Origin of the sequence: Mesorhizobium sp. M8A.F.Ca.ET.207.01.1.1 (genome assembly GCF_004794715.1) — a bacterium.
In the GTDB taxonomy this organism is placed as follows: Bacteria; Pseudomonadota; Alphaproteobacteria; order Rhizobiales; family Rhizobiaceae; genus Mesorhizobium.
The window spans coordinates 210,443-236,525 of the sequence record NZ_SRUS01000001.1 but is presented as its reverse complement, the minus strand read 5'-3'; the positions used below and the strand labels follow the sequence as shown (position 1 = coordinate 236,525).

Annotated in this window: 24 protein-coding genes; 17 read left to right on the top strand and 7 right to left on the bottom strand. The window is 63.3% G+C overall.

Going from position 1 to position 26,083, the window contains the following annotated elements:
- Nucleotides 1–115 precede the first annotated feature (115 nt).
- From mltG to fabD, 5 genes are all read right to left on the bottom strand, one after another.
- Nucleotides 116–1,384: an endolytic transglycosylase MltG gene (gene mltG, locus EN850_RS01115; RefSeq protein WP_136090430.1), complete on the bottom strand. Its 1,269-nt coding sequence runs from the start codon at nt 1,382–1,384 to the stop codon at nt 116–118.
- Between the two features lie 99 nt (nt 1,385–1,483).
- The gene (gene fabF / locus EN850_RS01110; RefSeq protein WP_127871434.1) at nt 1,484–2,746 is read right to left on the bottom strand and encodes a beta-ketoacyl-ACP synthase II; all 1,263 of its coding nucleotides are present in this window, start codon (nt 2,744–2,746) and stop codon (nt 1,484–1,486) included.
- A gap of 34 nt (nt 2,747–2,780) precedes the next feature.
- A complete protein-coding gene (locus EN850_RS01105) occupies nt 2,781–3,017 on the bottom strand; it encodes an acyl carrier protein (protein ID WP_006203723.1) in 237 nt (78 codons plus the stop codon).
- Nucleotides 3,018–3,229: 212 nt separating this feature from the next.
- The gene (fabG, locus tag EN850_RS01100) at nt 3,230–3,967 is read right to left on the bottom strand and encodes a 3-oxoacyl-[acyl-carrier-protein] reductase (protein WP_135915339.1); all 738 of its coding nucleotides are present in this window, start codon (nt 3,965–3,967) and stop codon (nt 3,230–3,232) included.
- Nucleotides 3,968–4,024: 57 nt separating this feature from the next.
- Complete coding sequence (gene fabD, locus EN850_RS01095) at nt 4,025–4,966, bottom strand: ACP S-malonyltransferase (RefSeq protein WP_136090429.1); 942 nt, start codon at nt 4,964–4,966, stop codon at nt 4,025–4,027.
- A gap of 244 nt (nt 4,967–5,210) precedes the next feature.
- Here fabD and EN850_RS01090 point away from each other — a divergent pair, with 244 nt between their 5' ends.
- Nucleotides 5,211–7,172, top strand: coding sequence for an LTA synthase family protein (locus EN850_RS01090; protein ID WP_136090428.1), 1,962 nt, complete (start codon nt 5,211–5,213; stop codon nt 7,170–7,172).
- Between the two features lie 45 nt (nt 7,173–7,217).
- Here the strand turns inward: EN850_RS01090 and EN850_RS01085 are convergent, their stop codons facing one another.
- The gene (locus EN850_RS01085) at nt 7,218–8,858 is read right to left on the bottom strand and encodes a pilus assembly protein (protein ID WP_136090427.1); all 1,641 of its coding nucleotides are present in this window, start codon (nt 8,856–8,858) and stop codon (nt 7,218–7,220) included.
- 464 nt (nt 8,859–9,322) lie between these two features.
- Between EN850_RS01085 and rpsF the strand changes: the two genes are divergently transcribed.
- The 13 genes from rpsF (at nt 9,323) to EN850_RS01020 (ending at nt 21,223) form a co-directional block, all read left to right on the top strand.
- On the top strand, nt 9,323–9,811 hold the full coding sequence (rpsF, locus tag EN850_RS01080; RefSeq protein WP_027144123.1) for a 30S ribosomal protein S6: 489 nt from the start codon (nt 9,323–9,325) through the stop codon (nt 9,809–9,811).
- Nucleotides 9,811–10,059: a 30S ribosomal protein S18 gene (gene rpsR / locus EN850_RS01075; protein ID WP_006203718.1), complete on the top strand. Its 249-nt coding sequence runs from the start codon at nt 9,811–9,813 to the stop codon at nt 10,057–10,059. Before rpsF ends, rpsR begins: the two co-directional genes overlap by 1 nt.
- 215 nt (nt 10,060–10,274) lie before the next feature.
- Nucleotides 10,275–10,859 carry a 50S ribosomal protein L9 gene (rplI, locus tag EN850_RS01070; protein WP_127871428.1) on the top strand — a complete coding sequence of 195 codons (585 nt, stop codon included), beginning with the start codon at nt 10,275–10,277 and terminating at the stop codon, nt 10,857–10,859.
- A gap of 152 nt (nt 10,860–11,011) precedes the next feature.
- Nucleotides 11,012–12,304, top strand: a complete 1,293-nt coding sequence (locus tag EN850_RS01065) for a cyclopropane-fatty-acyl-phospholipid synthase family protein (protein ID WP_127280225.1) — start codon at nt 11,012–11,014, stop codon at nt 12,302–12,304.
- 89 nt (nt 12,305–12,393) lie between these two features.
- Nucleotides 12,394–12,717 (top strand): YnfA family protein, encoded by a 324-nt coding sequence (locus EN850_RS01060; protein WP_127280224.1) that lies wholly within the window; start codon nt 12,394–12,396, stop codon nt 12,715–12,717.
- 1 nt (nt 12,718) lies between these two features.
- Entirely contained in the window at nt 12,719–13,690 is a 972-nt protein-coding gene (locus tag EN850_RS01055; RefSeq protein WP_136090426.1) for a small ribosomal subunit Rsm22 family protein, read from the top strand.
- Nucleotides 13,691–13,928: 238 nt separating this feature from the next.
- Nucleotides 13,929–15,419 (top strand): replicative DNA helicase, encoded by a 1,491-nt coding sequence (locus EN850_RS01050; protein ID WP_127871426.1) that lies wholly within the window; start codon nt 13,929–13,931, stop codon nt 15,417–15,419.
- A gap of 125 nt (nt 15,420–15,544) precedes the next feature.
- Entirely contained in the window at nt 15,545–16,948 is a 1,404-nt protein-coding gene (gene radA, locus EN850_RS01045; RefSeq protein WP_127871425.1) for a DNA repair protein RadA, read from the top strand.
- Between the two features lie 44 nt (nt 16,949–16,992).
- Nucleotides 16,993–17,652, top strand: a complete 660-nt coding sequence (locus tag EN850_RS01040) for a CvpA family protein (protein ID WP_136090425.1) — start codon at nt 16,993–16,995, stop codon at nt 17,650–17,652.
- Nucleotides 17,653–17,756: 104 nt separating this feature from the next.
- Nucleotides 17,757–19,226, top strand: a complete 1,470-nt coding sequence (gene purF, locus EN850_RS01035) for an amidophosphoribosyltransferase (RefSeq protein ID WP_127278759.1) — start codon at nt 17,757–17,759, stop codon at nt 19,224–19,226.
- 148 nt (nt 19,227–19,374) lie between these two features.
- A complete protein-coding gene (locus tag EN850_RS01030; protein ID WP_127871424.1) occupies nt 19,375–20,115 on the top strand; it encodes an SDR family NAD(P)-dependent oxidoreductase in 741 nt (246 codons plus the stop codon).
- 78 nt (nt 20,116–20,193) lie between these two features.
- On the top strand, nt 20,194–20,832 hold the full coding sequence (locus tag EN850_RS01025; RefSeq protein WP_136090424.1) for a hypothetical protein: 639 nt from the start codon (nt 20,194–20,196) through the stop codon (nt 20,830–20,832).
- A 172-nt stretch (nt 20,833–21,004) separates the two neighbouring features.
- A complete protein-coding gene (locus EN850_RS01020) occupies nt 21,005–21,223 on the top strand; it encodes a hypothetical protein (protein ID WP_127278756.1) in 219 nt (72 codons plus the stop codon).
- Between the two features lie 166 nt (nt 21,224–21,389).
- On the opposite strand, the gene EN850_RS01015 is transcribed toward EN850_RS01020, so the two are convergent.
- The gene (locus EN850_RS01015) at nt 21,390–21,896 is read right to left on the bottom strand and encodes an OsmC family protein (RefSeq protein ID WP_136090423.1); all 507 of its coding nucleotides are present in this window, start codon (nt 21,894–21,896) and stop codon (nt 21,390–21,392) included.
- A gap of 190 nt (nt 21,897–22,086) precedes the next feature.
- Between EN850_RS01015 and EN850_RS01010 the strand changes: the two genes are divergently transcribed.
- The 3 genes from EN850_RS01010 to EN850_RS01000 all read left to right on the top strand — a co-directional run bounded on the left by EN850_RS01010 (nt 22,087) and on the right by EN850_RS01000 (nt 26,069).
- Entirely contained in the window at nt 22,087–23,604 is a 1,518-nt protein-coding gene (locus EN850_RS01010) for a peptidase S10 (protein WP_136090422.1), read from the top strand.
- Between the two features lie 183 nt (nt 23,605–23,787).
- Nucleotides 23,788–24,894: an agmatine deiminase gene (gene aguA, locus EN850_RS01005; protein WP_136090421.1), complete on the top strand. Its 1,107-nt coding sequence runs from the start codon at nt 23,788–23,790 to the stop codon at nt 24,892–24,894.
- A gap of 71 nt (nt 24,895–24,965) precedes the next feature.
- Entirely contained in the window at nt 24,966–26,069 is a 1,104-nt protein-coding gene (locus EN850_RS01000) for a polyamine ABC transporter substrate-binding protein (protein ID WP_136090420.1), read from the top strand.
- Nucleotides 26,070–26,083: the final 14 nt, after the last annotated feature.

Sequence of the window (26,083 nt, the reverse complement as noted above, 5' to 3'; positions counted from 1 at the left end):
TTCCGGTAGGGCAAGCGCGGCTTAAAATGACTACGCCGCGAACGCGTCGAAATCGGACGCCTGGCGTTCTCTCAAATGTCAGGCCGCCGCCTTCCAGGCAACGCCTTTCTTCACATTACTGGGCCGCGCCCGCATCACCGCCGGCATCGCCATTGTCGCCGCCGCTGGCATCGCTGTCGTCGGCTGGCTTGTCTGCTGCAGGCTTGTCGGCACTGCCGCTGGTACCGGCGGCAGCGGCGGCCTTGGCTGCGTCATCGGCCTGCTTCTTCTGCAGCGCGCGATAGCGGGCGACGTTTTCGTTGTGCTCGTCCAGGGTCGCGGCAAAGACGTGGCCGCCCGTGCCGTCGGCGACGAAATAGAGATCGTCGGTCTTCGACGGATTGGCCACGGCTTCGAGGGCCGCGCGGCCGGGATTGGCGATGGGTGTCGGCGGCAAGCCGCTGATCACATAGGTGTTGTAAGGCGTCTGCTTCTGGATGTCGGACTGGTAGATCGGACGGTCCGCCGGCTTGCCCTTGCCGCCAAACAGACCGTAGATGATGGTCGGATCGGACTGCAGGCGCATGCCCTTGGCCAACCGGTTCAGGAAGACGGCGGCCACGCGTGAGCGTTCATCGCCCTTGCCGGTTTCCTTCTCGACGATCGAGGCCAGGGTGACAAAGTCCTCGACGCTGGCCAGAGGCAGATCCGGCGCGCGCCGCTGCCACACCTCATCGACCAGTTTCTTCTGATCGGCGAGCAGCTTGTCGACCATCTGCTGGCGCGTTGCGCCTCGCGTGAAGCGCAGCGTGTCGGTGGCAAGACTACCCTCGGGGGGCGTCTTCGACGGCATATCGCCGCTCAGGGCGGGTTCGTCGGCGATGCGCTGCAAAGCCTGCTCGACCGTCAGCCCTTCGGGAATAGTCAGCGAGTACATCACCGACTTGCCACTCTTCAGGAGCTCCATGATCTCGCGCATGGACGCCCTGGGCTTGATCTCGTATTCACCGGCCTTGAGCGCGGAATCGTTGCCGAAGGCACGCACGCCGAGGCGGAACACGCGGGCGTCGCTGATCAGTCCGCGGCGCTCAAGCTGGTCGGCGATATCCTGGACGCCGGTGTTGGGCTTGACGAGGAAGGTGTCGCCATTGGCGGAAGGGCCGGGTTCGGTAAACTCCTGCTTGCCGAAATAGAGGGCCACGCCTGCCGCCAGAACCATCAGCATCACCGAGGAGATGACGAAGTTCATGAACACGACGATCTGGCTGCGCGAAGCGCGCGACCGTTTCGGCGGCGGCGTTCCAGCCTCCGGCCGCAGCGCCTCGCTTGCCGTCTTCGGCACGATCGGCCCGGTATTCGCCGGCCTTTGCCCGAATTCTCCGTTGCCTGACGGATTTGTGTTCATTTCGCCCTACCGTTCGATCTCTCAACGAATCCCCTGCGGCAGAGTAGGGGCGAATATGGCAAAATTGACGGCACGCCAAAGCACCGCCCGGCAGCTCGGTCAGCCATTATAACGCTGGAAGACCAGCGAGGCGTTGGTGCCGCCGAAGCCGAAGGAATTGGACAGTGCCACGTCGATCTGGCGCGGGCGCGGCTTGTTCGGCACCAGGTCGATCGCGGTTTCGCGCTCGGGATTGTCGAGGTTGATGGTCGCAGGTGCGATATTGTCACGGATGGCGAGGATCGAAAAGATCGCTTCGGCGGCACCGGCCGCGCCCAGCAAATGGCCGATCGACGACTTGGTCGACGACATCGAAATCTTGGAAGCCGCATTGCCGACCAGCCGCTCGACAGCGCCGAGTTCGATCGTATCGGCCATGGTCGAGGTGCCGTGCGCATTGATGTAGTCGACATCGGCCGGCGTAAGCTTTGCCCGCTTCAGCGCCGCGGTCATGCAACGGAAGGCTCCGTCGCCATCTTCGGCCGGCGCGGTGATGTGATAGGCGTCGCCGGTCAGACCGTAGCCGGTCACCTCGGCGTAGATCTTGGCGCCGCGCGCCTTGGCATGCTCGAGCTCTTCCAGAACCACGACACCGGCCCCCTCGCCCATGACGAAGCCGTCGCGGTCGCGGTCGTAGGGCCGCGAGGCGGTTTGCGGGGTGTCGTTGCGCTCGGTCGAGAGTGCCCGGCAGGCCGCGAAGCCGGCGAGCGAAAGTCGGGTCACCGGCGATTCGGCGCCGCCGGCCAGCATGATGTCGGCATCGCCGAAGATGATCAGCCGGGCGGCGTCGCCAATGGCGTGCGCGCCGGTCGAGCAAGCGGTGACGACAGCGTGGTTGGGGCCTTTCAATCCGTGCCGGATCGAAACCTGGCCCGACACGAGATTGATGATGTTTCCGGGAATGAAGAATGGGCTGATGCGGCGCGGGCCGCGTTCCTTCAGGATGATCGCGTTCTCGGCGATGCCCTCGAGACCGCCGATGCCGGAGCCGATCAGCACACCGGTGGCGCAACGCTCTTCTTCGGTGGAAGGCTGCCAGCCGGAATCCTTCAGCGCTTCATCGGCGGCCGCGATCCCGTACAGGATGAAGTCGCCGATCTTGCGAAGTTCCTTCGGCTCGAGAATGGCTTCGGGATTGAGCGTACCGTTGGAGCCGTCGCCACGCGGAATGACGTGGGCGATCTTGCAGGCAAGATCGTCCACTTCGAACTCGGTGACGCGCTTGGCAGCGCTGCGGCCGGTCAGCAGTTGCTTCCAGCCGTGCTCGAAGCCCATGCCGAACGGCGAAACCAGGCCAAGGCCCGTGACGACGACACGCCTCATCGCAGGTCCTCCCCGGTGACGACTGCGGAAAGCGTCAGGCCGAAGCCTTGTCGATGTACTTCACCGCATCGCCAACGGTCAGAATGGTCTCTGCTGCGTCGTCGGGGATCTCGACGCCGAATTCTTCTTCGAACGCCATGACGAGTTCAACCGTGTCGAGGCTGTCAGCGCCCAGATCATCGATGAAGCTCGCCTGCTCCGTCACTTTGTCGGCATCGACGCCAAGGTGCTCGATGACGATCTTCTTGACGCGCTCTGCGGTGTCACTCATTTGGGGCATCCTCGTCTTTTGTTTGTCTGTCTTCGTTAGCGGGCGGAATGCCGCTAATCAAGCTGAAAGATGGTCCTGCCGGAAACGCAACGGCCACGGACCGGTTTTTGCCCGAACCGCCGGGTTGCGGGCCGCATTACACGAAAAATTGCCGAGGTCCAAGCCGAAATGGTGGGTTTTCACAGCGCGGCGATGTTGCTGCCGGAGCTCGCTCAGATCATCGCCATGCCGCCATTCACGTGGATGGTTTGCCCGGTTACGTAGGCGGCCTCGTTCGAAGCCAGATAAGCAACGGCGGACGCCACTTCGGCACTGGTGCCCATGCGCTTCGTCGGGATCGCCGCCATGATCGCCTCTTTCTGCTTCTCGTTGAGCTTGTCGGTCATCGCCGATTCGATGAAGCCCGGAGCGACGCAGTTGACGGTGATGTTGCGGGTGGCGATTTCCTGCGCCAGCGATTTGGACAAGCCGATCATGCCGGCCTTGGAGGCGCAGTAGTTCGCCTGGCCGGGATTGCCGGTCACGCCGACCACCGATGTGATGTTGATGATGCGGCCATGGCGGCGGCGCATCATCGGGTGGGTCAGTTCACGGGTCAGCCGGAAAACGGCGGTGAGATTGACCTCCAGCACCGTATCCCAGTCGGCGTCCGACATGCGCACGAACAGGCCGTCCTTGGTGATGCCGGCATTGTTGACCAGGATATCGACGCCCTCGAGATCGGCCTCCGCCTTCTGGCCGAGTGCCTTGACCTCGTCACGGTTCGACAGGTTGGCCGGGAACAGCTTGACCCGATCGCCCAGTTCGGAGGCCAGCGTTTCCAGTTTCTCGACGCGCGTGCCGTGCAGGCCGACGATCGCGCCCTGCGCATGCAGCACCCTGGCGATCGCCTCGCCGATGCCCCCCGATGCGCCGGTGACAAGCGCCTTGCGGCCGGTCAATTCGAACATTTTTGTCTCCAGGTTGAGAAGAGGGCGCCCCTTATAGGGATGGTCTCAAATGGCGCTTTATGCAAGCGCCGCAAGTGCCGCCTCGACCTCGGCCGAGGAACAGACGGACGCGGTGGCGATATCGCGGTTGATGCGGCGAGCCAGTCCCGAAAGCACCTTGCCGGCACCGATCTCGTAAAGCGTGGTGAGGCCGTTGGCGCCGAACCATTCCACCGTTTCGCGCCAGCGCACGCGACCGGTCACCTGCTCGACCAAGCGCCCGGCGATCTCGTCGGGATCGGTCGACGGCTGCACCGATACGTTGGACACGACGGGAACGACTGGCGCGGTCTTTGCCACGCCGGCAAGCGCCTCGCGCATGACGTTGGCCGCCGGCGCCATCAGCGCCGAATGGAAGGGCGCCGACACCTGCAGCATCAGCGCACGCTTGGCGCCCTTATCGGTGCACAGTTTCGCTGCCAGCTCGACCGCGACCTTTGCACCTGAGATGACCAGCTGGCCGCCGCCATTGTCGTTGGCGATCTGGCAAATCGAGCCCTTAGCGGCCTCGGCGCAGGCATCTTCGACATCGGCCTGCTCCAACCCGATGATCGCCGCCATGGCGCCCTCGCCGGCCGGCACCGCCGCCTGCATGGCGTTACCGCGAATGCGCAGCAGACGAGCGGCATCGGCGACGGAAACGAAGCCGGCGGCGGCGAGTGCCGAATATTCGCCCAGCGAATGGCCGGCGACATAGGCGACCTGGTCCTTCAGCGAGAAACCGCGCGCTTCCAGCGCCCTGATCGCCGCCAGCGATACCGCCATCAGGGCCGGCTGCGCGTTGGCCGTCAGCGTCAAGGTCTCTTCGGGACCTTCCCAGATCAGCTTCGACAGGTTTTCGCCGAGCGCATCATCGACTTCCTGGAAGACCCTGCGCGCTTCGGGAAAGGCATCGGCGAGATCCTTGCCCATGCCGACAGCCTGGCTGCCCTGTCCTGGAAAGGTAAATGCGACGGCCATGCGAGGGCTCCCCAGACTGGTTCTGCTTGCGTGATACTACGAATTTTCCCTGCCTGTGACGCAAGGCACGCCGCCAAGTCAAGCCACTTCAGCCCATGCCGAAGGCCGTATCCTTGAGCGAGTGCCTGTTCCGAAAGGGCTTTTTGGCGATCACACCTGATGAAAACCGCTCACGAATCGTTTGCTGGCTCTTCTTATTTCCGTCACAGGCGCTAGCTTTGCGTGACAATTATATGACAATCGAATGACGTGGGTTGTCTTTGGGTGGGAAGTTAAAGTGGCAAAGAGTTCGAAACGTGCCGGCAACGCCGCGCCGCAATTCCTGGAAGACGATCCGTCCACCGGCTATCTGCCGGGCCGGAGATGGCCGGTCGTCCGCTACGGGCTGATCAGCCTGGCGATCTCGGCCGTCATGGTGTTCGCCATCGAACTGATCGTGCGCGGTGATGTCGCCGGCACCGTTTCCTTCTTCCTGCAGCCGTTCAAGCCGGGCTGGACCACCATCGTCGTGTTCGCGCTGGTCCTGATCGGCCTCGATGCCGTGCTCGGCCGCAGTCATCAAAGCCTGATGATCGTCGCGCCGCTGACCCTATCGCTGGCCTTTGTCGGCCACCAGAAGTCGCATTATCTCGGTGACCCGCTCTATCCGACGGACTTCCTTTACGCCCGCCAGATCTTCGCGCTGTTGCCGCTGCTGGTGCGCGAGCGGCCAATGACCGCGCTCACCATGGTCGCGGGCATCGTGGTCGGCCTGTCCCTGCTCGTCTACGGCTGGCGGCTTTGGCGGCGCAAGGTTCCAGCCCTCAGCCACAAGGGCCGCCTCGCCCGGCTGACGCTGGCGGTGCCGCTGCTCGCCTTCTTCGTCTCAATCATGGACTACGCCACCTTCTCGTGGACCAGGGACCGGCTGCAGATCATCCCGATCATGTGGGACCAGAAGGAAAACTACGCCTCCAACGGCTTTGCGCTCGCCTTCGCGCTCAACGTGCCGATGGCGCACGTCTCTGCCCCGCCGGGCTATTCCGACAAGGCAATCGCGGCGATCGACAGGCCCGATGTGAGCGCCTCGGTGCCGGCCCAGAAGCCAGACATCATCATCGTCATGAGCGAATCCTTCTGGGATTCGACCAAGCTGCCCGGCGTCACCATCACGCCCGATCCGATCCCCAATGTGCGGTCGCTCCGCTCGGGCTCGATGTTCTCGCCCGAATTCGGCGGCATGACCGCCAATATCGAATTCGAAGCGCTGACCGGGTTCTCGAACGCCTTCCTGCCGGCCGGCAGCATCCCCTACCAGCAGTATGTACGCACCCCGACGCCATCGATGGCGACCTTCCTGAAGAGCGAAGGCTATAGGGCACGCGCCATCCATCCAGGCACCAACTGGTTCTGGAATCGCGGCGCCGTCTATGCCGATTTCGGCTTCAACGACTTCAAATCGGAAGAAACGCTGCCGCCCATGGAAAAGCGCGGACCGCTGGCATCCGACGCTGCGATGACCGACGAGATCATCCGCGAAGCCGACGCCAGCGACGACCCCGTCTTCTTCTTCGCGGTCAGCCTGCAGAACCATGGCCCGTATGAGCCGAACCGTTATTCGAACCCGACCCACTCGGTGCAGGCGCCGATCAGCCAGTGGGCGCGTGACTCGCTGCTCTCCTACGCCGAGGGTTCAGCCGACGCGGACCGCGGCCTCGAGCGGCTGATCGAATGGGCCAAGACGCGCGAGCGGCCAACGATTGTCGCCTTTTTCGGTGACCACCTGCCGCCGCTCGGGCCGGTCTATGTCGAGACCGGCTTCCTGAAGGACAACGTCGCGCCCCGCAAGGAACCGACGCCGGAGGCCGCTCTCGAACATCACGCGACACCGCTGATCATCTGGTCGAACCGTTCGGGCCCGGTCGAGAATCTGGGGACGGTGAGCCCTGCGTTCCTGCCCTATCATATCCTCACCGCCGCGGGCATCACCCACCCCTACTACACCGGCTTCCTGGGCGAGATGCGGGAGCGCTATCGCGTTGTCGACCGCAACCTGCTGCTCACGCCGGCCGGCGCGGCCACGGCCGACTGGTCGCGTCAGAAAGAGATCGACCCGGCGATCCGCGACTTCCGGCTGATCCAGTACGACATGATGTTCGGCAAGCGCCATGCCGCGCCCGACTTCTTCCCCGAGACGGTCGACAAGGTTGTCGCCCATACGAGTTGAGGTCTGGCCCCCCCGGATGTATCGCGCGCTCTCGGCATCGGGCGCTCAATTCGTCAGTTGCAGCTTCGAGAACTTGTTGGCGATCTGCTGAAAAACATTCGGCAGCTTGGCCGGATCGTTGACGGCATAATAATCGCTCGGATCGGAAGCGCAGGCGCTGTAAAGCGTGCGGTTGGCGGCGGTGTCGGACTGCAGCACCATCGTGTAAATCTGCACGCCCTGGTTCTTCAACTGCGTGCAGACGCTCTTCGTCCAGCCGTCGACATTGCGGGCCGCCGTCGTCTGATTGTCCGACCCGAAGCGGCCACCCGCCAGATAGCCGTAGGATGTGTAGTCGGACTTCGTCGATTGCTGGCTGGCGCCGTAGACGACGTTCTCACCGTCGGTGAGCAGGAGTACGATCTTGCTGACGCCAGGCGTCTTGAATGGCGCGCCGCCGGTATAGGGCGCGCCGGGCGAGAGCACCCGCATGCCCCAGGACAGCCCCTCCGAGACGTTGGTGCCGGAGCCGTTCCATTCCGTCATCTGGCTCGCCGCCTTACGCAATTTGTCGAAATCGTCGGTCAGGGGAACGACGGGGGTCGGGCAGGAACGGTTGGGACCAACGGTGACGGGAGTTCCTGTCTCGGTGATAAGTTCCTTGGCCGGCGCCACATATTTGGCAACCTGTTCCTTGGTGGCTTTGTCGGGATCGCTGTCGAGGCCGCTGAAGTCGATGCCGAGCCGGTTGTCCCCTTTCTGTTTGTCTAGCTTGACCGTGTCGCTGGCGTCGCTGAGATAGGAATTGTTGTAGTATTTTGCCTCATTGCCATAGGAACTGGACGGCATCTGCGCATCTCCCGGATCATCCGGCGCAAAATAGGGAACGAACAGCGTGTCGGGCTTAGCCGGGTCGGGCGGCGTGTCGGAAATGTTGTAGGCGCCGGCCCGCGCCTCCACGCAGCCCTTCCATCCCGTGTCGTTCCATCCGGGCTCGGCCCATCCGGTGTCCTTGAGCTGCCTGAACAGGGCCATGTGGTTCGGGCGCTTGCCGTCGATGACGGGGAAATTGATACCGTTGGTCGAGGATTTGCCGTCCATGTCGATCCAGGACGGATCGAACCCGTCGCCATTGACGTTCACGGCCGTGACGAAGGGAACCAGCGAGGCACGGACCTGGCGCGTCGGCGACTTTGTCGATTCGAGCGTATCCAGCAACGACTTCGTCGCCGTCCTCAGAGCCGTCATGCGGGCGCCAGCCATCGAGCCGGTATTGTCCAGAACCAGCACGACTTCGAGCTGGTTATTGGACTCGGCCGCCGAGGCATCGACCACGATGTGCTTGCTCTGGCCAAACAGGAAAGCGAAGTTCAGATTGACGTCGGCCGAGGCGACCGCCTTGGTCTTGATGAAATTGACGCCCCTATCGACGGTCAGGGTCGCCTGCGCGTTGACGAGTTCGCCATGGCCAGCGATGTTGGCCTGGAAATAGCGGTCGAAAGCATCGGTGCGGGTCATGTCGAGATCGCCAAGATGCGAGGAGGCAAGGTTTGCCGCATCGAGCGCGTTCTGCAGGTTGCTCTTCGCCCGCATCATGGTCGAGACATCGGTCGCGAAGGCCACTGCCGACAGAATGGCGGGTAGCCCCAATCCCATGAGAAGCGCGAAATTGCCCCTCTTCGAGCGCCAGAACCTGTTGAGAAGCATCCTTACCCCCGAAAATGCTTGCCGCTTGTCATGCACGGCTGTCCGGGCTTTTGCACCTTTCATAATGAATCGACCGTTGACGGCGGAGGGCAACCCTGCGCAACCTGACATTGTGGTTAAGGTCCGGTTGCCGGGGAAAATCGCCGGGCCTTGCTGGCGCCGCGGCTTGATTTTCTGGTGGTTGCGACATCGGCGACGCCGCTTGCCCTTGCCTTATCGGTGGATTGCTATATAGACGCCGCCAATCTGCCGGTCCCAGCTGGGGGCTGAACGGAGGGCCGGAGGTTTTTTCGAGAACCTTCGTGTGAAGCCAGAAGCGCTTCCGCCTCCCGTGTCTCCGCTCTCGACCGTCTCGTCATGCTCCTTTCTTCCCGCGCCTTTCGAGGCACATGCGGGTCAGAGAAGTTGCAGAGGCTTTTGCCGCCGGGAACCGGGAGAGAAACGAAGAAAGGCACTGAACCATAATGGCTCTTTACGAACATGTGTTTCTTGCCCGGCAGGACCTCTCGCAGCAGCAGGTCGATGCGCTTGTCGAACAGTACAAGGGCGTCATCGCAGCAAATGGCGGGTCCGTCGGCCGGGTCGAGAACTGGGGACTGAAGTCCCTCACCTACCGGGTCAACAAGAACCGGAAGGCATACTACACGCTGATGGACCTCACCTGCCCGCCGGCAGCGCTCAACGAGATGGAGCGCCAGATGGGTCTGTCCGAGGACGTGCTGCGTTTCCTGACCATCAAGGTCGAGGCGCATGAGGAAGGCCCCTCGGCCATGATGCAGAAGCGCGAAGAGCGCTCCGAGCGCGGTGGCTTCGGCGATCGCGACCGTGGCGATCGTCCGGCGCGCAGCTTCGGCGACCGCGGCGATCGTGGCCCGCGTTCGTTCGGCGATCGCGAAGGCGGCGACCGTGGTCCGCGCCGTCCGCGCGAAGGTTTTGAAGGGGGTGCAGAATAATGGTCGACATCAATCAGATCCCGACCCGGCGCCCTTTCCATCGCCGCCGCAAGACCTGCCCGTTCTCCGGCGCCAACGCACCGAAGATCGACTACAAGGACGTGCGCCTGCTGCAGCGCTACATTTCCGAGCGCGGCAAGATCGTGCCGTCGCGCATCACCGCCGTCAGCCAGAAGAAGCAGCGCGAGCTCGCCAAGGCGATCAAGCGTGCCCGTTTCCTCGGCCTGCTGCCCTACGTGGTTCGCTAATTCTTCCGAACGGGCGGTTCGCCGCCCGTTCCTGTCGCCGGCCATGACGGGCATGACCGGCTAGCCATCAAATCCCGAGTTGAGGTCAATAACCTCTAACTGCCGCGACAGGCAGGACAGCGACACCGGCGGCAACGCCCCTTTGCTTCCTGACCTGTTCCAGAGAATTCGGCGTCGGCCTCGTGGACGGACGCCCAACCAAAAGGAACATAGCCATGGACGTCATTCTTCTCGAACGCGTTTCCCGCCTCGGCCAGATGGGCGATACCGTCAAGGTCAAGGACGGTTTTGCCCGCAATTTCCTGCTGCCGCAGGGCAAGGCGCTGCGCGCCAACGAAGCCAACAAGAAGAAGTTCGAGGGCCAGCGCGCCCAACTCGAAGCCCGCAACCTTGAACGCAAGTCGGAAGCGGCCCAGGTCGCCGAAAAGCTTGACGGCAAGAGCTTCATCGCGGTGCGTTCGGCCGGCGAGACCGGCCAGCTCTACGGTTCGGTGTCGACCCGCGACATCGCCGACCTGCTGACCGCGGAGGGCTTCACGGTCAACCGCAACCAGATCCAGCTCAACCAGCCGATCAAGACCATCGGCCTCACCAATGTGGCGATCGCGCTGCATCCGGAAGTCGAAGTCACCATCACGCTCAACATCGCCCGCACGGCCGACGAGGCCGAACGCCAGGCCAAGGGCGAGACGCTGACCACCGCCGAAGCCATTTACGGCGACGACATCAACGACAATGCGCGGCCGGAAAACTTCTTCGATCCGAATGCCGAGTTCGAAGGCGGCGAAGACAACGCCTGATCGCACAGGTCCCCGGACCACCGCTCTCCAGCCATTCTGGACCAATGCCCGGGCCTCTCGCCCGGGCATTTTTGTGCCAAAAGGAACTTTTCGAAACCCTATATATTGATGCAGAGTAGGACAGCCTGTCTGACCGTGAGGGGACATTGGACATGAATATTCTGTTGAAGCGCGTTCTCGACCGCCTGGTGCGCACGGGCAATCTGAAGGTAACCGGGCCGAAGGGTTCGACATTCATCTTCGGCGACGGCAGCGGCGAGCCGGTGCATATGCACATCAAGACCCGCCATGCCGAGCGCGCCATCTCCTTCGATCCGATGCTGGCGGTGCCTGAATCCTATATGGACGGCGAGTTGGACATTCTTGAAGGCGGCGTGCTTGGGCTGATGCGCATTGCCTTCCAGAACATGGGCAGCGGCGGCATCGACGCGACCTGGTCAAAAGCCATCGAGGGCCTGCGCCACGCCTTCCGCCGCCTGCAACAGATCAACACCGCCTCGCGCTCGCGCCGCAACGTGCAGCGGCACTACGACCTGTCAGGTGAACTCTACCGGCTCTTCCTCGATGAGGACATGCAGTATTCCTGCGCCTATTTCGAGCAACCGGACATGACGCTGGAAGAGGCGCAGGCAGCCAAGAAGCGCCATATCGCCGCCAAGCTCCGGCTGAAAGCAGGGCAGACGGTGCTCGACATCGGCTCCGGCTGGGGCGGGCTCGGCCTATATCTCGCCAAGGCTTTCGACGTCGACGTGCAGGGTGTGACGCTGTCGACCGAACAGCATGGCGTCGCCACAGACCGGGCGCATGCGCAAGGGCTGGAAAACCACGTCCATTTTGAACTGAAGGATTATCGCGAGCTCAACGAACGCTTCGACCGCATCGTCTCGGTCGGCATGTTCGAGCATGTCGGCGTCAACCATTACCGAACCTTCTTCGACAAGGCGGCAACATTGCTGAAGCCTGATGGTGTCATGCTTCTGCACACGATCGGCCGCTCCGGCGTGCCGTGGGCGACCAGCGCCTTCATCCGCAAGTATATTTTCCCGGGTGGCTATATTCCGGCGATGTCCGAGGTGCTGCCGGCGATCGAAAAGTCCGGCCTCGTGGTCACCGACGTCGAAATCCTGCGGCTCCACTATGCCGACACGCTGAAGCACTGGGGCCAGCGCTTCGCCGCCAACCGCGACAAGGCCAAGGCGATCTATGACGAACGCTTCTGCCGCATGTGGGAGTTCTATCTGGCCGCCTCGGAGGCTGCCTTCCGTTGGCAGGACCTGGTGATTTTCCAGTTCCAGATCACCAAGAAGAACGACACGTTGCCGATGACGCGCGACTACATGGCCAAATGCGAAAAGGCACTGGAAATGCGCGACATGGGTCGCCGCGAGGCGGCTCCAGTCGAGAAGCCCGTCAAGCCGGCCCGGCGCCGCAAGGTGGCGGAATAGGAACGGCGCTGCAGAACGCATTATTGGCGCTTGCCATTGCAGGCTCCTGCCCCGAAAAAGGCCTCGTGAATCGTCGCGAGGCCTTTTTCATGACCTATCTCCTCTATGCCGCCGCAGCGCTGGCCGAGATCGCCGGCTGTTTTTCGGTATGGGCCTGGTGGCGGCTGGAAAAATCGCCTTTGTGGCTGGCGCCGGGCTTTGTCTCGCTGCTTGTCTTCGCCTGGCTCCTGGCACTGGTCGACACCAATGCAGCAGGGCGAGCCTATGCCGCTTACGGCGGCATCTACATCGTAGCCTCGCTGGCCTGGCTCTGGCTGGTGGAAGGCGTGCGGCCCGACCGCTGGGATCTTGGCGGTGCGGCACTCTGCGTGGCAGGTGCCTCGATCATCCTGCTCGTGCCGCGAGGAGCATAGCGTGGAGTTGCCGGCCCCTCTTCGACAGGCTGTCGATCGCATTTTGGAAAAGGTGCCGCTGCCGGACCTGAAGCAGGCGGCAAAGACGCTCTCCGACCGTTACCGCGCCGAACTGCGCGACGGCCGCCTGCACATGGCGCAGGACATGGCGGTCAGGGCCTATCTGGCGACGCGGCTGCCGGCGACCTATGCCGCGGTCCGCGCCAGCCTCGATGCGCTCGCCGAAGCCCGGCCGGATTTCACGCCGAAAACCTTGCTCGATGTCGGCGCCGGCCCTGGTACGATGCTTTGGGCCACCAGCGACCTCTGGCCTGAACTGGAACTGGCCACGTTGCTGGAGGCGAGTGCCGCGGTGCGCAAAATCGGCGAGACACTTGCCGCCGATGCGATCGCGGCCCGGACCATCTGGCAGGCCGGCGATGTCACGACAGACCTTGCCGACCTCCAGCCCGCGGACCTCGTCACATGCGCCTATGTGCTGGACGAGATCGTGCCAGCATCCCTGGCCAAAATGATCGACCGGCTATGGCACCTCACGACCGACACGGTGCTGATTATCGAGCCGGGCACGCCGGCGGGCTGGCAGCGAATTCTGGCGGTGCGCCAGCAATTGATCGCCGCCGGCGCGCATGTGCTGGCGCCTTGTCCGCACGAAGCGCCCTGCCCGCTCAACCCGCCCGACTGGTGCCATTTTTCCCGCCGCGTCGCCCGCTCGCGCCTGCACCGGCTGGCCAAGGACGCCGATGTGCCATGGGAGGACGAGAAATTCATCTATGTCGCCGCTTCGCGCCAGCCGGCTGTCTCCCGCGCCGCACGGGTGATCGCGCCGCCGAAGTCAGGGTCCGGCAAGGTGTCGCTGAAACTCTGCGAAGCAGACGGCAGCGCCGGCGAAAAGCTCTTCACCAAACGCGACGGCGACGCCTTCAAGGTGGCGCGGCGGCTGGACTGGGGCGATGCGCTGGCACGAGGATGAAACGAACGCGACGGCTCCGCAATCCGGTGCCAATCGCTCCACTTTCCTGTTTTGTTCTCCCTCGAGAAACGCTAAACTCGCAACTCTCGATTCGAGTCAATTGCGATTCTTTCCACGGAAAAATTTTAGCTGTGAATCGCGAGTATCAAAGCCGCTTCGACACGGGCTGTTGCAGATAAGTCAGCACCGACTTGTCCAGTTCTGATATCGAAAGGGCGGGATCGAAATTGGGGACATCATGGCAGAGGCAGCGCGAAAATTCGGCGTGGCGGAGCAACCGCTCTATCGCGAATCGCCCAACAACATCGAGGCCGAGCAGGCGCTGCTTGGCGCCATCCTGGTCAACAACGATGCCTTCTACCGGGTGTCCGATTTCCTGAAGTCCGGTCATTTCCATGAACCCCTGCACCGCAAGATCTTCGACGTCGCGGCCGAATTGATCCGCATGGGCAAGGCGGCGACGCCGATCACGCTGAAGACCTTCCTGCCGGCCGACGAAAAGGTCGGCGACATGACGGTGGCGCAATATGTCGTCCGGCTGGCGGTGGAAGCCGTCACCGTCGTCAACGCCACCGATTACGGCCGCGCCATCTATGACCTGGCGACGCGCCGGGCGCTGATCACGGTCGGCGAGGACATGGTCAACATCGCCTATGACGCACCTGTCGACATGTCGCCTTCCGAACAGATCGAGGACGCCGAGCGCCGCCTGTTCGAACTGGCTGAAACCGGGCGCTATGACGGCGGCTTCGAGAGCTTCACCGACGCGGTCAAGACCGCGGTCGACATGGCCAACGCCGCCTATATGCGCGACGGCGGTCTGTCGGGCCTCGCCACCGGCATGCGCGATCTCGACCGCCGCATGGGCGGCCTGCAGCCCTCCGACCTGATCGTGCTTGCCGGGCGTCCGGGCATGGGCAAGACATCGCTCGCCACCAACATCGCCTTCAACGTCGCCGAGGCCTATGTGCCGGCACAACAAGCCGACGGCTCGTTCAAGGCGGCCAATGGCGGTGTCGTCGGGTTCTTCTCGCTCGAAATGTCGTCCGAACAGCTCGCGACCCGTATCATTTCCGAACAGACGGAAATCTCTTCCTCGAAGATCCGCCGCGGCGAAATCAGCGAAATGGATTTCGAAAAGCTGGTCGCCTGTTCGCAGACCATGCAGAAGATCCCGCTGTTCATCGACCAGACCGGTGGTATTTCCATTGCTCAGTTGTCTGCCCGCGCGCGCCGCCTGAAGCGCCAGCGTGGCCTCGACCTGATCGTCATCGACTATATCCAGCTGATGCAGGGCTCATCCGCCAAGTCCTCGCAGAACCGCGTGCAGGAAATCACCGAGATCACCACGGGCCTGAAAGCGCTGGCCAAGGAACTGACCGTGCCGATCATCGCGCTGTCGCAGCTCTCGCGTCAGGTCGAAAGCCGCGACGACAAGCGCCCGCAGCTCTCCGACCTGCGCGAATCCGGTTCGATCGAGCAGGACGCCGACGTCGTCATCTTCGTCTACCGCGAAGAATATTACCTCAAGAACCGCGAGCCGAAGCTCGGCACCGAGGAATACGTCAAGTGGGAAAACGAGATGAACGAGATGCGCGGCAAGGCCGAGGTGATCGTGGCCAAGCAGCGCCACGGGCCGACAGGCACGGTCACGCTCGCCTTCCACGGCGAATTCACCCGCTTCTCTGATTTGGCCGAAGAGCACCACATCGCGGAGAGGTTCGAGTAGCCTCTTGCCAGCGGTCGCAACAGAAATGCGGAAGCAAGGCGTTCTACGGCGCCCCCTTCTGCCTTGCCGGACAGAGGGGCGCGCGAAGGATCGCCGCGCCCGCAACCGGGCGGGAAGGTAAAAGCGTGGCCAAATCCCGCGTCCAGTTCATCTGCCAGAATTGCGGTTCGGTGCATCAGCGCTGGGCGGGCAAATGCGATGCCTGCGGCGAGTGGAACACGCTGGTCGAGGAAGGCACGTCGGGCGGCATCGGCTCGGGGCCTGCCAACACGCGCAATGCCCGCAAGGGACGCGCGGTGGTGCTGACCACGCTTTCCGGTGACATCGAGGACGCGCCGCGCATCATATCAGGCATCGGCGAACTCGACCGCGCCACCGGCGGCGGTTTCGTCCGGGGCTCTGCACTGCTGGTCGGCGGCGATCCCGGTATCGGCAAATCGACGCTGCTCACCCAGGCCGCGGCCGCTCTTGCCTCCAAGGGCCACCGCATCGTCTATGTTTCGGGCGAAGAGGCGGTTGCCCAGATCAGGCTGCGCGCGCAGAGGCTCGGCGTCGCGTCGGCGCCCGTGGAACTGGCGGCCGAGACCAATGTCGAGGATATCCTCGCCACGATCGCCGACGGCAAGCGGCCGGATCTGGTCATCCTCGATTCGATCCAGACGCTGTGGACCGACCTAGCCGACTCGGCGCCGGGCACGGTCACCCAGGTGCGCGCTGCCGCCCAGGCAATGATCCGCTACGCCAAATCCACGGGTGCCGCGATCGTGCTGGTCGGCCATGTCACCAAGGAAGGCCAGATCGCCGGTCCGCGCGTGGTCGAGCACATGGTCGACGGCGTGCTCTATTTCGAGGGCGAAGGCGGCCACCACTTCCGCATCCTGCGCACGGTGAAGAACCGCTTCGGACCGACCGATGAGATCGGCGTCTTCGAAATGTCGGACAAGGGTCTGCGCGAGGTCTCCAACCCGTCCGAACTTTTCCTTGGCGAACGGCACGCGAAATCGCCGGGAGCAGCGGTTTTCGCCGGCATGGAAGGCACCAGGCCCGTCCTGGTCGAGATCCAGGCGCTGGTCGCGCCCTCCTCGCTCGGCACGCCGCGCCGGGCGGTGGTCGGCTGGGACGGGGCTCGGTTATCGATGGTGCTGGCGGTGCTGGAGGCGCATTGCGGTGTCCGTTTCGGCCAGCATGACGTCTATCTCAACGTTGCCGGCGGCTACCGCATCAGCGAGCCGGCGGCCGATCTTGCGGTCGCCGCGGCACTGGTTTCCTCGCTCACCGGTCTTGCCCTTCCCGCCGATTGCGTCTATTTCGGCGAAATCAGCCTTTCGGGCGCGGTGAGGCCGGTTGCGCATGCGCAGCAGCGCCTCAAGGAAGCCGAAAAGCTGGGTTTTGGTAGCGCGGTTCTGCCCTTGGGCAGCGAGGAACTTGCTGGAGGGATCGGGGCCGGCGCTTTCCAACCCACCGAGCTTGCCGACCTCGTGGCGCGCATAGCCGGCTCACGGCGAAGCCGTGCCGACGATGAAGAGTGACGCGGCTCATCCGGTGGTGAGCAAGACAGAGTGGGGCGAAAGACATGCCGATTACGCTGCTTGACGGAATTCTCGTCGGCTTCACCCTGGTCTCGGCGATGCTCGCCATGGTTCGCGGTTTTTCGCGCGAAGTGCTCTCGGTGGTGTCCTGGGCGGCGGCGGCGGCGGCCGCCTTCTTCTTCTACAAGCCGGTCCTGCCCTACCTGAAGCCCTATATCGACAATGAGAAGATCGCCATGGCCGCTGCCGCCGGCGTCGTCTTCATCATCGCGCTGATCGTGGTCTCGGTCATCACCATGAAGCTCGCCGACTGGATCATCGATTCGCGCATCGGCGCGCTCGACCGCACGCTCGGCTTCCTCTACGGCGCCGCGCGCGGCGTCCTGGTCGTCGCGGTGGCGCTGCTGTTCTTCAACTGGCTGGCCGGCGCCAAGGCCCCGGCCTGGGTCACGGAAGCCAAGTCGCGGCCGCTGCTGGAACAGATCGGCGCCAGGCTGGAAAGCCTGCTGCCGGAGGATCCGGAAAACGCCATCCTCAAGAAGCTCAATCCGAATCAGCCGGCCGCCGAGACGCCCGCCGCGCCCGACGCACCGGCGGCGGATGCCCCAGCCGGTGGCGACGACGCCAATGCGCCAGCGCCCGACGACAACGACGCCGGTCCCGCCGACAACACGGCCAAGCCGGCGCCAGCGCCGGCGAACTGAGGTCCGAACGGGACGTCTGGCGATCGATCCATGTGAACGATCGCATGCAGTGCGTTGCTTTCGACGCGCGACCGCCTTATATGGCGATTTTAGCGGAGCTTAAGATGGCAGACGCAGACGACGTGCTTTCCGCCGAGGCTGACGATCATTTCCATGACGAATGCGGCGTCTTCGGCATCTTTGGCCGGCAGGATGCGGCGGCCATCGTCACGCTCGGCCTGCATGCGCTGCAGCATCGTGGCCAGGAAGCGGCCGGCATCGTTTCCTACGACGGCACCCAGTTCCATGTCGAACGCCATGTCGGACTGATCGGCGACACCTTCACCAAGCAGCGCGTCATCGACAGCCTGCAGGGCAACCGCGCCATTGGCCACACGCGCTACGCCACGACAGGCGGCGCCGGCATGCGCAACATCCAGCCCTTCTTCGCCGAGTTGGCCGATGGCGGCTTCGCCGTCGCCCATAACGGCAACCTCACCAACGCCATGACCGTGCAGCGCGCGCTGCAGAAGCAGGGCGCGATCTTCTCCTCCACCTCCGACACCGAGACGCTTTTGCATCTGGTCGCGACCAGCAAGGAGCGCGATCTCAACTCGCGCTTCATCGACGCGGTGCGCCAGGTAGAGGGCGCCTTCTCGCTGGTGGCGATGACGGCCAAGAAGATGATCGGTTGCCGCGATCCGCTCGGCATCCGCCCGCTGGTGCTCGGCGATCTCGACGGCGCCTGGATCCTGGCCTCCGAGACCTGCGCGCTCGACATCATCGGCGCCCGTTTCGTGCGTGATCTGAAGCCCGGCGAGATGGTCGTCGTCACCTCGAAGGGCATCGAGAGCCTGTTCCCGTTCGAACCGCAGAAGACCCGCTTCTGCATTTTCGAATATGTCTATTTCGCCCGGCCCGACTCTTCGGTCGAGGGCCGCAATGTCTATGAGGTGCGCAAGCGCATCGGCGCCGAACTGGCGCAGGAAAACCCGGTCGAGGCCGACATCGTCGTGCCGGTGCCGGACTCGGGCACGCCGGCGGCGATCGGCTTCAGCCAGGCGGCAGGCATTCCCTTTGAGCTTGGCATCATCCGCAACCATTATGTCGGCCGCACCTTCATTCAGCCCGGCGATTCGATCCGCCACATGGGCGTCAAGCTCAAGCACAACGCCAACCGCCGCATGATCGAGGGCAAGCGCGTGGTGCTGGTCGACGATTCCATCGTGCGCGGCACCACCAGCCAGAAGATCGTGCAGATGGTGCGTGACGCCGGCGCCAGGGAAGTGCACATGCGCATCGCCTCGCCGCCGACCAGCGCGTCGTGCTTCTACGGTGTCGACACGCCGGAGAAGTCGAAGCTGCTCGCTTCGCGCATGTCGGTGGAAGAGATGGCCGAATTCATCCGCGTCGATTCACTCGGCTTCCTCTCGATCAACGGGCTCTACCGCGCCGTCGGCGAGGCCAGCCGCAACGACGAACAGCCGCAGTTCTGCGATGCGTGCTTCACCGGCCAGTACCCGACCCGCCTGCTCGACTTCGAAGGCCACGACAATGTGCGCACGCTGTCGCTGCTGGCGACAAGCGGGGCGTAGGATTGCCGGACCGTCACCAGCTTAGAGCGGTTCAGCGTTTGATAGAATCGCCGAACCGCTCTAACTCTTTGTTTTTACGCAATTCCGGACGGAAAACCGTTACACACTTTTCCTGGAATTGCTCTAGCCAGAGTTCCGGAAGCATCGCATGACCCTCGACCTTACCGGCCGCGTTGCGGTCGTCACCGGCGCCTCGCGCGGCATCGGCTATTTCATCGCCAGGGAATTGGCGGCCGCCGGCGCCCATGTCATCGCGGTTGCCCGCACTGTCGGCGGGCTGGAAGAACTCGACGACCAGATCAAGGCGGCCGGCGGCCAGGCGACGCTGGTCCCGCTCGATCTCGCCGACATGGCCGGCATCGACCGGTTGGGGGGCGCCATCCATGAGCGCTGGGGCAAGCTCGACATTCTCGTAGCCAATGCCGGCGTGCTCGGCGTCATCTCGCCGATCGGCCATGTCGAGGCCAAGACCTTCGAAAAGGTGATGACCATCAACGTCACCTCGACCTGGCGGCTGATCCGCTCCGTCGACCCGCTGCTGCGGCTTTCGGATGCCGGCCGGGCGATTATCCTGTCTTCCAATGCCGCGCATTCCGCGCGCGCGTTCTGGGCGCCTTACGCGGCATCGAAGGCGGCGGTCGAAACAATGATGCGTTCCTGGGCGCATGAGACGCAAAGCCTGCCGCTGCGCGTCAACGCCGCCGACCCCGGCGCCACGCGCACCGCGATGCGCGCGCAAGCCGTACCCGGTGAGGATCCCGAGACGCTGCCGCACCCCTCCGAGATCGCCAAACGCATCGTGCCGCTGGCCAGCCCGGACCTCAAAGAGACCGGCCTGATCTTCCAGGCCAAGCACAACCGCTTCGTCACCTATCGGCAACCGGAATAAAACTCGGGTTCGAAACGGATTAAAAGAGCCTTCGGCTACGTTCTCCTGACGTAGGACATTCGAAACCGGAGGACCGACATGCGCAGATTCGTTATCGTTGCCGCCGCTCTCACCGCCGCCCTTGGGGCTACAGTCGGTGTGGCTGTTTCCCAAGATACCAAAATGAGCTTCTTCGTCACCAGTGTCGGCTCCGGCAAGGGCGCCGATCTCGGTGGCCTGAAGGGCGCGGATGCCCATTGCGCATCGCTTGCCGAAGCCGCCGGCGTCACCGGCAAGAGCTGGCACGCTTATCTCTCGACCAGCGCCGAGGATGCGCGCGACCGCATCGGCAAGGGGCCTTGGTTCAACGCCAAGGGCGCCAAGATCGCGGATAATGTCGCCTCCCTGCACAGCGACGCCAACGGCATCACCAAGCAGACCGCGCTGAATGAGAAGGGCGAGACGGTCAACGGTCGCGGCGATATTCCCAACCGGCACGATATGCTGACGGGATCCAAGCCTGACGGCACCCGGATCGCCGACCAGACCTGCGGCGACTGGACGATGAGCGGCGCCGAAGGGGCGGCCATGATGGGCCATCACGACCGCACCGGTCTCGACGATTCGGCGGCGGCAAAGTCATGGAATTCCTCGCACGCCTCTCGTGGCGGCTGCAGCCAGGAGGCGCTGAAAGGCACAGGTGGCGACGGCCTGCTCTATTGTTTTGCGACCGACTGAACCGTGGCGTCGGCAACAGGCCAGTCCGAAAATCCGCCGGATGATCACGCGGCTGTGATCTAAGGGAGAAGGGCGCGCGGCGGCGGTCATGCTTTCGTCATTTCGGAGGAGTTGTTAGGATCGGAAGACTCCCACACCAAGCGCCCTGCTGGGGCAGAACAAGGAAAACTCCATGGCTACGACCGCAGCATTGGTCTGGTATCTGGTAATCGCCGGCCCACAGGGCGGCATGGTTGTGCTGCCCAGCACCTTCGACAAGCGCGAACAGTGCGCCGCCGCCATCACCGAGTATCAGAAGCAGCCGACACCCGCGGGCTGGTCCGTGCAGTGCGTGCCGAGCGCCTCGCCCTTCACCGACGAAGGCGACGCCGAAGAGCCGGCAGCTCAGTAAGCATCAGGTATCACTAGAGCAATTCCAGGAAAAGTGTGCAGCGGTTTTCCCGGAAGAAGCGCGTAGGGCCTCCCCTTGGGAATTGCGTAAAACAAGAAGTTAGAGCGGGTCAGAGATTCTATCAAACTCTGAACCGCTCTAGGCCCGCTGCCGCGGGCCTTGTGATTCATCTCCGCGCGCTCACCGTCAGTTCCGGCTTCTGGTTGATGGTCTGGAACACCACGCAATAGCGCTCGGTCAGCTTCAGCAGCGAATCGATCCGCTCCTGCGGCTCGTCCGTGTCGAGATCGAAACTGAGCCGGATGGCGCGAAAACCGACCGGCGCATCCTTGGCGACACCGAGTGTGCCACGAAAATCAAGGTCGCCTTCGGCTTCAACGGTCGCGGCGCCGAGCTTGAACTCGAGCGCCGTCGCCACCGCCTTCAGCGTCACCCCGGCGCAGGCCACCAGTGCCTCGAGGAGCATGTCGCCGGAGCACAGCTCGAGCCCCGAGCCGCCTGTTGCCGGATGAAGGCCAGCGACGGCAATCGCCTTGCCCGTCTCGACCTTGCAGGCCACCGACTGTTCGTCGATCGAACCCTTCGCTCTCAGCGTGATCAGTGCTTGCGCGGCGTCGTCGCGGTAGGCCTGCTTCAGCGGCGCCTGCATGGCCTTGAGTTCGGTCGCGTCCATTTTCGTTCCTTTCGAACGGCTTTCTGTCTTGATAGCACGGTCGTGCGAGAGGTGTGAGCCAATCCGAGTGACGATCCAAGCTGTCAGGAACCGGTGTCGACGGGATAGCAGTGGGCTCGCCTTCGTCTATTCCCTTTGACTTCATTCGCCTCGGCCATACCTATGCGGGAGTCGTTACCGCGGAGGCCTCATGCGTTCCAAGCTGAAACTCGTCTCCCTTGTCCTCTTCATGCTTGCCGGCTTCGCGCGGCCCCTCTTGGCTGAAACGCCAGAGCGGCCAGCGCCCGCGGGTGGTGTGCTGTCGCTGCTGCCCTCACCCGAGATCAGCGACCATTCGATCACCATTGCCGGGCACAGTCTGCGGTACCAGGCAAAGGCCGGCACGCTTCCGCTGCTCTCCGGCAAGGGCGAGGTCACGGCGGAGATTTTCTATGTTGCCTATACGCTGAAACCGCGTGAGGGCATGGCGACGGAAGCACCGCGGCCAATCACCTTCGCGTTCAATGGCGGCCCGGGCGCCGCTTCAGCCTATCTGCATCTCGGCGCGCTTGGACCGCGCATCGTGGCGACCGGAGCCGACGGGGAATTCCTCCCCTCGCCGCAGAAGCTCATCGACAATCCCGACAGCTGGCTCGACATGACCGACCTCGTCTTCGTTGATCCGGTGGGAACCGGCTACAGTCGCGAGGCGCCTGGCCAGGATACGCACGACTTCTGGGGCGTCAGGCAGGACGCCAGTTCTATCGGTGCGTTTATCCGGCTCTATCTTGCCCAAAACAGCCGCATGGGATCCCCGCTGTTCCTCGCCGGTGAGAGCTATGGCGGGTTCCGGGCGGCACTGCTTGCCAGGACGCTGCAGGAAGATATCGGCATCAGCCCAAGCGGCATCGTGCTGATCTCGCCGGCGCTGGAATTCACCCTGGTGCAGCCCGACGAATTCGAGCCGCTGCATTGGGCTCTCGAACTACCCTCGCTCGCCGCGGTTCGCCTGCGTAGTGAAGGTTTCAACGGCGATGCACTGCGGGAAAAGCTCGCCGATATCGAGCATTATGCACTTGGCGAGTACCTCACCGCGCTCGCCAGTGGGCTGGAGCAAGGCGGGCGGCTGGCCAGCGATCGCGTAGCGGAGATCACCGGCCTGCCACTCGACCTCGTTCACCGCAACTTCGCCCGCGTCCCGACCTCGCTCTTCGCAAGGGAGTTTGGCCGTGCCACGGGCAAGGTGCTCAGCCCCTATGACGGTATGATCGCGACGGCGGACATAGCGCCTCAGAGCGCCCGGATCGCCGGTCCCGATCCGGTGCTGGACCGCAGTGTGCCGGCGCTGACCTCGGCCTTTGTCGGCTACGCTCGCGACGAGCTGAACTTTCGCACCGATGTTAGCTACCGCTTACTGAACGACGATATCAGCCACAACTGGGACTATGGGACGAGCGCCTCGCGCCAAGGCTATGCTGGCGTGATGGACGATTTGCAGCGGGCACGCTCCTTGAATCCCGCGCTGGGCGTCGTCATCGTCAACGGCTACACCGATCTCGTCACTCCCTACCTGGCGTCGCGTTATCTGGTCAGCCAGATTCCGTCGCTCGCCGGCGCCAGGCCGATCCGCCTCGACGTCGTTGAAGGTGGACACATGATGTATTTCAAGCCGGACGGCCGACACGCGCTGAAAGAGGCCGCTTCGGAACTTTACCAGGCGACGCAATAAACAATAGAGACCCCGCAATTTCGGGCAACCTAGGCCCGGGGCCAATGGTGCTGGCCCCAGCCGAACGCAGGCCAGGGGACTGGCGCAGTGATCAAGCTATCCCAAATGGGACATTGACGAACAAGGCCCCAAAACCTTCTGATCCGGGAAAGTTTCGTCGTTCCATTTTCCGGCAGTCCCACAATGTCACATACGCTCTCGACCACACCGAGACAGGATGGGTTTCGCGCTCCTGGCGAATTCGAACCCAAATCAGGCTGCTGGCTGATCTGGCCGGAGCGGCCGGACACCTGGCGCCAGGGCGCCAAGCCCGCCCAGAAGCTGTTCGCCGACGTCGCCGCCGCGATCGCTCAAAGCGAACCCGTGACCGTGGCGGCATCCAGCCGCCAATGGCGGAACGCCAGAGCGCGCTTGCCCGCCGAGGTGCGCGTCGTGGAGATGTCCACCAACGATTCCTGGCTGCGCGACAGCGGCCCCAATTTCGTCGTCAACGACCAAGGCGGCGTGCGCGGCGTCGATTGGATCTTCAACGCATATGGCGGGTTTGACGGCGGCCTCTACTCGCCTTGGGATCTCGATGACCTTGCCGCACAAAAAGTGCTCGAGATCGAGAGGATGGACCGCTACCGCGCGCCGCTGATCGCCGAGGGCGGCGGCCTGCAATGCGATGGCCAGGGAACGCTGATGACGACCGAGCAATGCCTGCTCAATCGAAATCGCAACGCCCAACTCGGCAAAGCCGAGGTGGAGAGCCGGCTTGGCGACTATCTCGGCGTCGACGACATCATCTGGCTGCCGCGTGGCTTTGCTTTCGACGAGACGGATGGTCATGTCGACGATCTCTGTTGCTTCGTTCGTCCGGGCGTCGCGGCGCTGAGCTGGACCGACGAGCGGGACGACCCGCAATATGAGATCGTGCGCGAAGCCGAGGAGGTGCTGCGTTCGGCCCGTGACGCGCGTGGCCGCAGCCTGGAGGTTCATCGGCTGCACCATCCCCTGCCGATCGAAATGACGGCCGAGGAAAGCGAGGGCTTGGACCGGGTCGATTCGACCTGGGCGCGGCCAACGGGCAACCGGATCGCGGCGAGTTACATCAACTACTATCCGGGCAACAGCGTCGTGGTGGTGCCGGAGTTCGGCTGCGATCTCGACCGGAAGGCAAAGCAACAGCTGGCCACGCTGTTCCCCGACCACAAGATCGTCGGCATCGAGAACTCCCGCGAAATTCTGCTCGGCGGCGGCAATGTCGCCTGTATCACCTTACCCGTTTATGCGCCGCAGCGGCGTTGAGCGGCAAGCGTGCCGAAAGTGAAATTGGAACGGTGCGCCGCATCGGCCGCACCCGCGAAAGGAGGACACTCATGCGCTCCCTGCTCATCCCAATCCTGAGCGCTGCGCTTGCCTGCGGCATCTGCTTCGGCGGCGCCCGGGCGGACGACGAGAAGGTCGTCAACGTCTACAACTGGTCCGACTATATCGCGCCGGACACGGCTGAGAAGTTCGAGAAGGAGACAGGTATCAAGGTCCGCTACGATGTCTATGACGGCAACGAGGTCCTTGAGACGAAACTGCTCACCGGCGGCTCGGGGTATGACGTGGTGTATCCCTCGGCCTTTCCGTTTCTGAAGAACCAGGTGAAGGCGGGCGCTTTCCTGCCACTCGACGGATCGAAGCTTTCAAACCACTCGAAAATCGATCCGCAAGCCTTGTCGCTGATCGCGGGCGCGGATCCGCAGAACCTGCACGCAGTGCCTTACATGGCCGTCACGGACGGCATCGGCTACAATGTCGCTGCCATCAAGCAACGGATGCCGGACGCGCCGACAGATTCGTTCGCCATGGTCTTCGACGTCGACGTCGTCAAGAAATTCTCCGATTGCGGCGTCGCCATGATCGATGCCCCGGCGGAGATCATTCCGATAGCTATGAACTATCTCCATATCGACCCCAGGTCGACCAGTCCGGACGACCTCGCCAAGGTTGAAGAACTGATGGGCAAGGTGCGGCCTTATATCCGTTACTTCCACTCGTCGAAATACATCAACGACCTGGCGAATGGCGACATCTGTGTCGTGCTGGGCTGGTCGGGCGACATATTGCAGGCGAAGACCCGCGCGGCGGAATCCGCGAAGAAGCTGGAGATTGCCTATTCCATTCCCAGGGAAGGCACGCTGATAAACTTCGATACGATGGCGGTGCCGAAGGATGCGCCGCATCCGGAGAATGCCCAGGCCTGGATCGATTTCAACTTGCGGCCCGACATAGCGGCGGCCAATTCCAGCTATGTTTCCTATGCCAATGCGATCCCGGAATCCCTGCCGCTGATGGATCAGGCCGTCGCCAAGGATCCCGGCGTTTTCCCACCCGATGACGTAAAGGCCAAGCTGTTCGTGGTCGAGAACAACGACGCAAAGCTGCTGCGCCTGCAGAACCGCATGTGGACACGCGTCGTGACGGGACAGTGAAGCTGGCAAAACGA